At 57.3% G+C, this 9,023-nt stretch carries 10 protein-coding genes and 1 pseudogene; 9 read left to right on the forward strand and 2 right to left on the reverse strand.

Features of this window, described 5'->3' with window-relative positions; genetic code table 11:
- The first annotated feature begins 90 nt into the window (after positions 1 to 90).
- Together AC07O1_RS26635 and AC07O1_RS26640 are read left to right on the forward strand one after the other, a co-directional pair.
- On the forward strand, positions 91 to 402 hold the full coding sequence (locus tag AC07O1_RS26635) for a putative quinol monooxygenase (RefSeq protein WP_495090731.1): 312 nt from the start codon (positions 91 to 93) through the stop codon (positions 400 to 402).
- A gap of 205 nt (positions 403 to 607) precedes the next feature.
- A complete protein-coding gene (locus tag AC07O1_RS26640; protein WP_495090732.1) occupies positions 608 to 1,222 on the forward strand; it encodes an alpha/beta fold hydrolase in 615 nt (204 codons plus the stop codon).
- A gap of 465 nt (positions 1,223 to 1,687) precedes the next feature.
- Here AC07O1_RS26640 and AC07O1_RS26645 read toward each other — a convergent pair whose 3' ends face one another.
- Positions 1,688 to 2,029, reverse strand: a complete 342-nt coding sequence (locus tag AC07O1_RS26645) for a winged helix-turn-helix transcriptional regulator (RefSeq protein ID WP_495090733.1) — start codon at positions 2,027 to 2,029, stop codon at positions 1,688 to 1,690.
- A 99-nt stretch (positions 2,030 to 2,128) separates the two neighbouring features.
- Between AC07O1_RS26645 and AC07O1_RS26650 the strand changes: the two genes are divergently transcribed.
- The 3 genes from AC07O1_RS26650 to AC07O1_RS26660 all read left to right on the forward strand — a co-directional run bounded on the left by AC07O1_RS26650 (position 2,129) and on the right by AC07O1_RS26660 (position 4,269).
- A complete protein-coding gene (locus AC07O1_RS26650) occupies positions 2,129 to 2,455 on the forward strand; it encodes a nuclear transport factor 2 family protein (RefSeq protein ID WP_007985564.1) in 327 nt (108 codons plus the stop codon).
- Positions 2,455 to 3,234 carry an SDR family oxidoreductase gene (locus AC07O1_RS26655; RefSeq protein WP_495090734.1) on the forward strand — a complete coding sequence of 260 codons (780 nt, stop codon included), beginning with the start codon at positions 2,455 to 2,457 and terminating at the stop codon, positions 3,232 to 3,234. The genes AC07O1_RS26650 and AC07O1_RS26655 overlap by 1 nt, the downstream gene beginning before the upstream one ends.
- A gap of 462 nt (positions 3,235 to 3,696) precedes the next feature.
- Positions 3,697 to 4,269, forward strand: a complete 573-nt coding sequence (locus AC07O1_RS26660) for a hypothetical protein (protein WP_495090735.1) — start codon at positions 3,697 to 3,699, stop codon at positions 4,267 to 4,269.
- Between the two features lie 269 nt (positions 4,270 to 4,538).
- Here the strand turns inward: AC07O1_RS26660 and AC07O1_RS26665 are convergent, their stop codons facing one another.
- Complete coding sequence (locus AC07O1_RS26665; RefSeq protein ID WP_495090736.1) at positions 4,539 to 5,438, reverse strand: LysR family transcriptional regulator; 900 nt, start codon at positions 5,436 to 5,438, stop codon at positions 4,539 to 4,541.
- Between the two features lie 143 nt (positions 5,439 to 5,581).
- Between AC07O1_RS26665 and AC07O1_RS26670 the strand changes: the two genes are divergently transcribed.
- The 4 genes and pseudogenes from AC07O1_RS26670 to AC07O1_RS26685 all read left to right on the forward strand — a co-directional run.
- The gene (locus AC07O1_RS26670) at positions 5,582 to 6,280 is read left to right on the forward strand and encodes a CoA transferase subunit A (protein ID WP_494992178.1); all 699 of its coding nucleotides are present in this window, start codon (positions 5,582 to 5,584) and stop codon (positions 6,278 to 6,280) included.
- Between the two features lie 51 nt (positions 6,281 to 6,331).
- Positions 6,332 to 6,991: a CoA transferase subunit B gene (locus tag AC07O1_RS26675; protein WP_494992179.1), complete on the forward strand. Its 660-nt coding sequence runs from the start codon at positions 6,332 to 6,334 to the stop codon at positions 6,989 to 6,991.
- A gap of 26 nt (positions 6,992 to 7,017) precedes the next feature.
- Positions 7,018 to 8,199 carry an acetyl-CoA C-acetyltransferase gene (locus AC07O1_RS26680; RefSeq protein ID WP_495090737.1) on the forward strand — a complete coding sequence of 394 codons (1,182 nt, stop codon included), beginning with the start codon at positions 7,018 to 7,020 and terminating at the stop codon, positions 8,197 to 8,199.
- A 361-nt stretch (positions 8,200 to 8,560) separates the two neighbouring features.
- Positions 8,561 to 8,876: pseudogene (locus AC07O1_RS26685) on the forward strand (phage infection protein); the annotation flags it as partial.
- Positions 8,877 to 9,023: the final 147 nt, after the last annotated feature.

A 9,023-nucleotide genomic window follows, 5' to 3' on the forward strand; every position in this document is an offset into this window, starting at 1 on the left:
TGGGCAAATCCGGCGCTGCACGTCGAATGGCCAGCCGTGAATCGGTCATTTCTCGCCCGCCAAGGGCTTCTCTACATCCAGGGTAAAAACATGCAAAGCACCAAATCCGAAGAGCGGCACATCATCTGCGAACTTCGCTGCGATGATTGCAACACCGAGCGGGTCAAAGCCTTGATCCTGCAATTTGTTGAGCCGGCAAGAGCGGAACCCGGTTGCCTGTATTACGACCTCTATCAGAGTTTCGAAGCACCCAATACGTTTTACATTATCGATGGCTGGACAAACCAGCAGGCGGTCGAAGAGCACGCTGGCAACCAACATGTCGCCAGCGTTATGGAAGAGCTACGTCCACTGCTCACTTACGGCCCCGTTATTACCCTTAATGCTCGTGTCAGTGACTGAGGCCAATCGTCTGATGGTACTTATGGCAGCGCTAACGGTTATGCACCTCAGATTTCACCCATAGCGGTCGCTGGATAGTGTCCGCTATGGGTCGCGAGTTGCCCTTCACTACCGGCGGCTCTCGTTCCGAAGTGGTCATCGAACCTCGTGGCATCCATTTTTCCCCCTGCTGACTCTTTCAATCCCACCTTCAAGGACCGAACCTGTGATCGCATCCCCCACCAAACTCCTCTTCCTGCCCGGAGCCTCAGGTAACACCCGGTTTTGGCATCCGGTTGCTGAGCGCTTGGCCCACCCGGCGCAGCAGGTCCATATCGGCTGGCCCGGCTTTGGAGACACTCCGCCCTTGCCTAGCGTGACTGGCATGGATGATCTGGTGGCTCGCGTGCTGGCCGAGATCGACCGGCCCACAGCGCTGGTGGCACAGTCCATGGGCGGCATAGTCGCTGTGCTTGCGGCGCTTGAACGCCCTGAGCTGATCACGCACCTGACGCTGACCGTTACCTCTGGTGGGGTGGATATGTCTGCTCTGGGCGCGCATGACTGGCGCCCGGATTTTGCTGCCGCCAACCCGACACTGCCGAGTTGGTTTCTCGACGACCGCACCGACCTCACGCTCCGGTTGGTCGAGTTGCGCATGCCAGTCCTGCTCCTCTGGGGAGATTCTGATCTGATCAGCCCCGTTCGCGTCGGCCAGCGCCTTGCTCAACTGTTACCCCGTGCTGAACTACACGTTTTCCCTGACGCCGATCACAGTCTGGGCTTTACTCACGCAGCCGAAGTGGCGAGGTTGATCGAGAGACATCTGACCTGCTGGTGAGCGGAGCATTTGTTGCCACCGCGTCGGACTGATTGTGCGGCCCCGTGCGTTTCAAGACCTCTCGGATAGCGGACAGACAACCGGAGGCATATCGCTCCTAACCTCGCCGGATACTCTGCGCAAACCGCGTAGAGATGAAAAAAAATCAAAGCATAGTTAAAAGAGTACGAACCAACATTGAGTCTATGACATGTGATTTCGCACCACGTTGACCACCTGCTATGGGTCGTTTTCTGCCGACTGTGACAGGCAGCAATCGGCCCAGGCTGTGTAAAAACGCAGGCGTCGTTTTGCGGTCCTCGCTTCTACGTTAAATCTGCAAACGTCCAGTTAGTTAGCAGATTTGGATTTTGCGCAGGAGCGTGTTTTTCTCGCCGATTTTGATTGCTGCACCAGCCCGGAAGTGTTTTTACACAGCCTCGACCAATAGCAGCCTCTCATGTGAGGCTGCGAAACCTCGGGGGCTCAAGCATCTGGATTGAGCGTCTCCCTAAGTTCCGCCCATTTCAACAGTGCATCCAATGCCGGACACAGCGCCTGGCCCCACTCTGTCATGCGATATTCCACTTTAGGCGGTACTTGCGGATAGGCGGTGCGATGCACGATGCCATCCGCTTCCAACTGGCGTAACTGCTGGGCGAGCATTTTCTGGGATATCTCGGGGATTAGCTTTTCCAGCTCGGAAAAGCGTTGCACCTGGCCACCAAAGAGGTGGAACAGGATCACCAGCTTCCAACGTCCTTCGAGTTGCTTGAACACTGCTTCTACTTCGCTAGCCGCAGTAGAGGGCGTATAGATTTTTCTCATATTTCCCTAGCTTACTTTTTCGTGGGTTCTTGCCATCGGGTATGGCCGAAAGCGAACATGTGGATGAAGAAATCCTTACATCAGTGAGGTGAAATCGCCATGAAAATCGAATTGCCTGAACCGCTCGCCAGCTACCTTGCGGCCGAAAAGATTACTGACACCGAGGTGTTGGAGCGCTGCTTCGCCAAAGATGCCACCGTGCGCGACGAAGGCCAGACGTACAAGGGGTTGGAGGCCATCAAATCCTGGAAGCAAGCCTCGCAGGCCAAGTATCAATACAGCATCGAACCATTGAGCAGCTCGCAGGAAGGACAGACCGTGACCCTGCTCGCTCGGCTTACGGGGAACTTCCCTGGCAGCCCTGTCGAGCTCTCTTACACCGTTGTACTCGTCGACGACAAGATCGCATCCCTGGAGATTCGCTGATGAGCATCGCACTGGAACTCGAAGACCTCCGGGCGCTGGTCACCGGCGGAACCAAAGGCATTGGAGAAGCCGTCGTCTCCCGACTTCGCGAGGCTGGCGCAAAAGTCCTGACAGCTGCGCGCTCGCGTCCCGAGCACCTTCCCGAGGACCTCTTCGTCGCGGCGGACATCACCACCACCGAGGGTTGTGCCAGCGTCATTGATGCCGTCCATGATCGTCTCGGCGGGCTCGATATCATCGTTCATGTCGCAGGTGGATCATCGGCTCCCGCCGGTGGCTACGCGATGCTCGATGACCAGGAATGGCAGCGGGCTCTGGACCTGAACCTGCTCTCGGCAGTTCGCCTCGACCGAGCACTACTGCCCATGCTGCTCAAGCAGGGTTCGGGCGTCATCATCCATGTCACTTCTATCCAGAGCCAGCTGCCGCTACCTGAATCCACCCTGGCGTATGCCGCTGCCAAGGCCGCGCTTTCGAACTACAGCAAGGGTCTCTCCAAAGAGGTCAGCCCCAAGGGCGTGCGTGTGGTCCGGGTGTCACCGGGATGGGTGGAGACGGAGGCCTCAGTCGCCTTTGTGAAGGAAATCGCGAGGCAGAACGGCACCGATTATGAGGCTGGCCGCCAAATCGTGATGGGCTCGCTGGGAGGTATCCCGATCGGACGCCCCGCCAGACCAAAGGAAGTCGCTGATCTCATCGCATTCCTTGTCTCGCCGCTTGCGAGCTCCATTACTGGTACTGAATACGTCATCGATGGTGGAACGGTTCCCACAGTGTGATGCCTTCCTTTAGTTAGCATGAAGTAAGGCAGTGAGCGTGCCCCGCACTATCTTATAGCCACCCATATGAATGAGGCGAAAACTAGCCCGACATAGAGGGGAAGTGAAAAAAGTGAGTCCGTGTCCTTTTGATTGAGCGTCCGCAATGGGTCGATTGCGGCCCTTGGTGACAGGCAGAAATCGGCCAAAAGCAGTCCGTCGGGGTGCCTAAAAAACCGGCGTGATTCGAGTTTCCTCAACCAGGGTATTCAAAGTCTCGGCGCGCTCAAACCACCTGCCGCAACAGTGGTCACTAAGTGGCACAACCTCCGCGATGAAACTACGCTGATGAAACACTTATTCCCCTCCTGTGGAATTGGAAAATGAAACGGATTTTTTCTGCCACTATCGTCTTCACAGTGCTCGTCGCATTTTCAAATACAGTGTCTGCTAAAACATAATTAAGCGGTATTAAGGAGGCGTATGCGTAATCCATCAACTTCAAAGCTTGTGCAGGAAATTTCTGGTGATGCTTTTTATCGCAGATGGACAGTTTGGCTTCCGTTATTGTTCACCTCTGTAACTATTTTTGGCGGGTATAGTAAAGATGTTATGGGGCTTCAATGGGTGGCGTGGCTTGCCGGGATGGCCGAAGCCAATATTTCATCAATAAACGTTTGGGCCGGAAAATCGCCATTTCCTGAGACCACACAATTAATATTTTTACTGGCTTGGTTGTTTAGTTTTTATTACGCTTTTCTTATCGCACGATGGAAGCCCTATCGGGAAATGTATGTTCGTTCACTTGCCGGGTGGAGGCGTCATCTGAAAGCATTGCCGGGGTTGGTGATGATTTGTATTGGACTATTTTTCTTGAATGTTACGCTTCCGGCAGAGCCGAATTGTACGAGGAAGTGTTTCTATGAGTCAGAATTTATTCAAGTGATCTATTCCTCTGGGATCTCTATGCTTTTGGGGTATGGGTTTGCGCTGATTTATTGGTGTTTGGCTAACTTCGCAAGAGCTTGTTTCTGTGGGGGGGAGAAAAATGAGTAGCCAGGAAGTTAGTTATTCTGATTTTGAGACTCATGGACCTGTTACAGCCGACAGCTTTCAAGACCGTCTCCTTTTGGCCGCTTTCTGTCTGTCACCACCGTCAGCTATGGGTCGTTCCCTGCCGGTCAATGCCACGAAACGAGTTGGTCAAATCCGATGCAAATGGCTGGTCAGGTGAAATGCAAACGGGTGGGCAAGTCCGTGCAATTACCCAGCTCCCGGCCCATGTCCTGATGACCTGATTAAAGCAAAGGGTTTTGGGAAAGCAATCACGACACTGAAAACCGCTCCCCAAGCCTTTCATCCTGCAAGATATCAAATAGCGCCTGAGCCGCCGCCGATAACTCATGACCCGGTTTGGTCAGCACACCGATCGCTCTCATCAGCGGATCGCGCAGGGTGATGCAACGCGCGCCCAGCTCATGCATCTGCCCGGCACACAACGCCGGCACCGCGCTCACCCCCAACCCGCTGGCAACCATCCGCCCGACCGTCGCCAGCTGGTGACTCTCCAGTTCAACCGGGAGTTTCATGTTGCGGGCCTGCAGGTGTTCCTCAAGCATGACGCGCACCGTCGAGGGCCTTTGCAAGGTAATGAAGGGCAGCTTCAACAGGGATTCCCAGTCGGTTTCCCCGCAGTCCGCCAGCGCTGAATCACTGGGCACCACGGCCACGAACCGGTCGATATACAAGGGCGTGAACGCCAGCGACGAACTCTGCTGTGGTTCGAAGGCCACCCCCAGCTCCACCTGACGATCGCGGACCATTTCCAGCACCTGCTCGTTGATCACGTCGTTCACCGTGACGTTGACCTTGGGGTAACGCGCACGAAAGGCTTTCAGGATCGGCGGCAGCAGATTGCCGGCGAACGATGGCATCGCCGCAAGAGTCACCCGGCCTTGTTGCAGGGTGAAGCGTTGACGCAGTTCGTCCTCGGCATTATCCCAATCGGCAATCAGTCGTCGAGCCAGCGGCAGCAGTGCCTCACCTTCCGGGGTCAGCGTGACATTGCGCGTGGTACGGCTGAACAGTCGACCACCCAAGCCTTCTTCCAATGCCTTGATCGTCAGGCTGAGGGCCGACTGCGAAAGATGCAGACGCTCGCAGGCCACGGCAAAACTGAGGCTTTGCGCCACGGCGAGAAAGGCGCGGATCTGCTTGACGGTCATCAGTGACGCCTCCAGGGATCGATTGTTTAATTTTATCTATTAATCAACCTTAAAAATCAACTTAACAAATAAATTCTCCAGAGCAACACTCTTGCCCATACGGCTAGCCAGCCGCCCACAAAGAATAAAAGAGGATGGTGCATATGGCAGGTTTCGATAAGCGCGTGGCTTCCTACGAGGAAGCGTTGGCCGGCCTGGAAGACGGTATGACCGTCATCTCCGGCGGCTTCGGTCTGTGTGGTATTCCGGAAAACCTGATCGCCGAGATCAAGCGCAAAGGCACTCGCGAACTCACCGTGGTCTCGAACAACTGCGGCGTCGACGGTTTCGGCCTCGGCGTGCTGCTGGAAGACCGGCAGATCCGCAAGGTGATCGCGTCCTACGTCGGCGAAAACGCCCTGTTCGAGAAGCAACTGCTCAGCGGTGAAATCGAAGTCGATCTGACCCCGCAAGGCACCCTGGCCGAAAAAATGCGCGCAGGCGGCGCCGGCATCCCGGCGTTCTTTACCGCCACCGGATACGGCACCCCGGTTGCCGACGGCAAGGAGACCCGCGAATTCAAGGGTCGCCCGTACCTGATGGAAGAATCCATCACCGGCGATTTCGCCATCGTCAAAGGCTGGAAAGCCGACCACTTCGGTAACGTGATCTACCGCCACACCGCACAGAATTTCAATCCGCTGGCCGCCACCGCCGGCAAGATCACCGTGGTCGAAGTCGAAGAAATCGTCGAACCGGGCGAGCTGGACCCAACGCAGATCCATACCCCTGGCATCTACGTTGACCGGATCATTTGCGGCACGTTCGAGAAGCGCATCGAACAGCGCACCGTGCGCTCCTGATCCCTTCCCTTCCAGCCCGAAGCTCTTGATAACAGAGCATGGAGAAAAATAATGGCTCTTACCCGCGAACAAATGGCTCAGCGCGTCGCCCGCGAAATGCAGGACGGCTTCTACGTTAACCTCGGCATCGGTATTCCGACCCTGGTCGCCAACTACATCCCGGAAGGCATGGAAGTCATGCTGCAATCGGAAAACGGCTTGCTCGGCATGGGCTCCTTCCCCACCGATGCTGAAGTCGACGCCGACATGATCAACGCCGGCAAGCAGACCGTCACCGCCCGTATCGGTGCGTCGATTTTCTCTTCGGCCGAGTCTTTCGCGATGATTCGCGGCGGCCATATCGACCTCACCGTTCTCGGCGCTTTTGAAGTCGACGTGCAAGGCAACATCGCCTCCTGGATGATCCCCGGCAAGCTGGTCAAGGGCATGGGCGGCGCGATGGACCTGGTGGCCGGTGCCGAAAACATCATCGTCACCATGACCCACGCCTCCAAGGACGGTGAGTCAAAACTGCTGCCGCGCTGCAGCCTGCCGCTGACCGGCGCCGGTTGCATCAAACGTGTACTGACTGACCTGGCCTACCTGGAAATCCAAGACGGTGCGTTCCTCCTCAAGGAGCGTGCACCCGGTGTCAGCGTCGAGGAAATCGTCAGCAAGACCGCCGGCAAGCTGATCGTACCTGAGCACGTCCCGGAAATGCAGTTCGCCTGAACGCCGACTGAATGAGGAGAGATTCGATGCAAGAAGTCGTCATTGTTGCCGCAACCCGCACTGCCATTGGCAGCTTTCAGGGCTCGCTGGCCAGTATTCCCGCGCCGGAGCTCGGCGCGGCCGTGATCCGCCGTCTGCTGGAACAGACCGGCCTCGCCGGTAGCGAAGTGGATGAAGTCATCCTCGGCCAGGTGCTCACCGCAGGTTCAGGCCAGAACCCGGCACGCCAGGCGTCGATCTTCGCCGGCCTGCCCCACGCAGTACCGGCGCTGACCCTGAACAAGGTCTGCGGCTCGGGCCTCAAGGCCCTGCACCTGGGCGCCCAGGCGATTCGTTGCGGCGATGCGCAAGTGGTCATCGCCGGCGGCATGGAAAACATGAGTCTGGCGCCCTACGTCCTGCCCGCAGCCCGCACCGGCCTGCGCATGGGCCACGCAAAAATGATCGACAGCATGATCAGCGATGGCCTGTGGGATGCCTTCAACGATTACCACATGGGCATCACCGCCGAGAACCTGGTGGAGAAATACGGGCTCAGCCGCGAAGAGCAGGATGCCTTCGCCGCAGCCTCCCAGCAAAAAGCCACGGCGGCCATTGAGGCCGGTCGCTTCGCTGACGAGATCACACCGATCCTGATCCCTCAACGCAAAGGCGATCCGCTGTCCTTTGCCGTCGACGAACAACCCCGTGCCGAGACCACTGCAGCATCGTTGGCCAAGCTCAAACCGGCGTTCAAGAAAGACGGCAGCGTCACTGCGGGCAACGCTTCGAGCCTCAATGACGGCGCCGCGGCGGTACTGCTGATGAGCGCCGACAAGGCCAAAGCATTGGGCTTGCCAGTCCTGGCGCGGATCGCCAGTTACGCTAACGCCGGTGTCGACCCGGCGATCATGGGCATCGGCCCGGTATCGGCGACCCGCCGTTGCCTGGAAAAGGCCGGCTGGAGCCTGGGTGAGCTGGACCTGATCGAAGCCAACGAAGCCTTCGCCGCGCAGTCACTGGCGGTCGGCAAGGAGCTGGAATGGGACGCGAGCAAGGTCAACGTCAACGGTGGCGCGATTGCCCTGGGCCACCCTATCGGTGCCTCGGGATGCCGGGTGCTGGTGTCCTTGCTGCACGAAATGATCAAGCGTGACGCCAAAAAAGGTCTCGCCACGTTGTGCATCGGTGGCGGTCAAGGCGTGGCGCTGGCGATCGAGCGCAACTGATTCAACGAGCAACATGGACAAGGCCCGGCTCCACGATAGCCGGGCCTTTTCTTTTCCCACTCGACACACGCCAATCCCCCCGTAGCAGTTGCCGAGTAATACGAGGCTACGTTCGGCGGCGAAGCCGTCGCCAAGTCTGCACGCGCGGTGTTCCAGAAAGACCGGGGTGTCCGGTTTTACGACGGCTTCGCCGCCGAACGCTGCCTCGCATTACTCGACAGCTGCTACGGGGGGATGCAGGCGGGGCTGTCTTCCATCATCCGCATCGATGTTCACCATCGACCCAATGAAGTTCTCATAAAAATCCTGACGCGTAACATCTGCTCCATACCCAACCAATAACACCCCGGAGCACACCATCATGAAACGCCAGATCATCCTCAGCATCGCTTTCTCGGTACTTGCAGCCAACGCTTTTGCCGCTTCCTCCACTCACCCGGTCATCGCTGAAGGTGGCTCCGATCGTCTGATCGAAAGCCGCGTCGCTGAAGGTGGTTCGGACCGTCTGATCGAAAGCCGCGTCGCTGAAGGTGGCTCCGACCGTCTGATCGAAAGCCGCGTCGCTGAAGGTGGTTCCGACCGTCTGATCGAAAGCCGCGTCGCTGAAGGTGGCTCCGACCGTCTGATCGAAAGCCGCGTCGCTGAAGGTGGTTCCCGACCGTCTGACTCAGAATCGTGCATGAATAGCCTTACTGCGGTACTCAATCAAAAAGCCCGGCTTGATCAGCCGGGCTTTTTTATGGGTGCTGTCTCGTCCTGAATAAGGTTTACACCTTCTGGCTTCTTATCAGGAGGGTGCAATGGATACGGGCGCAAAACGCAGT

Source organism: Pseudomonas sp. GW821-FHT07G10 (assembly GCF_059418545.1).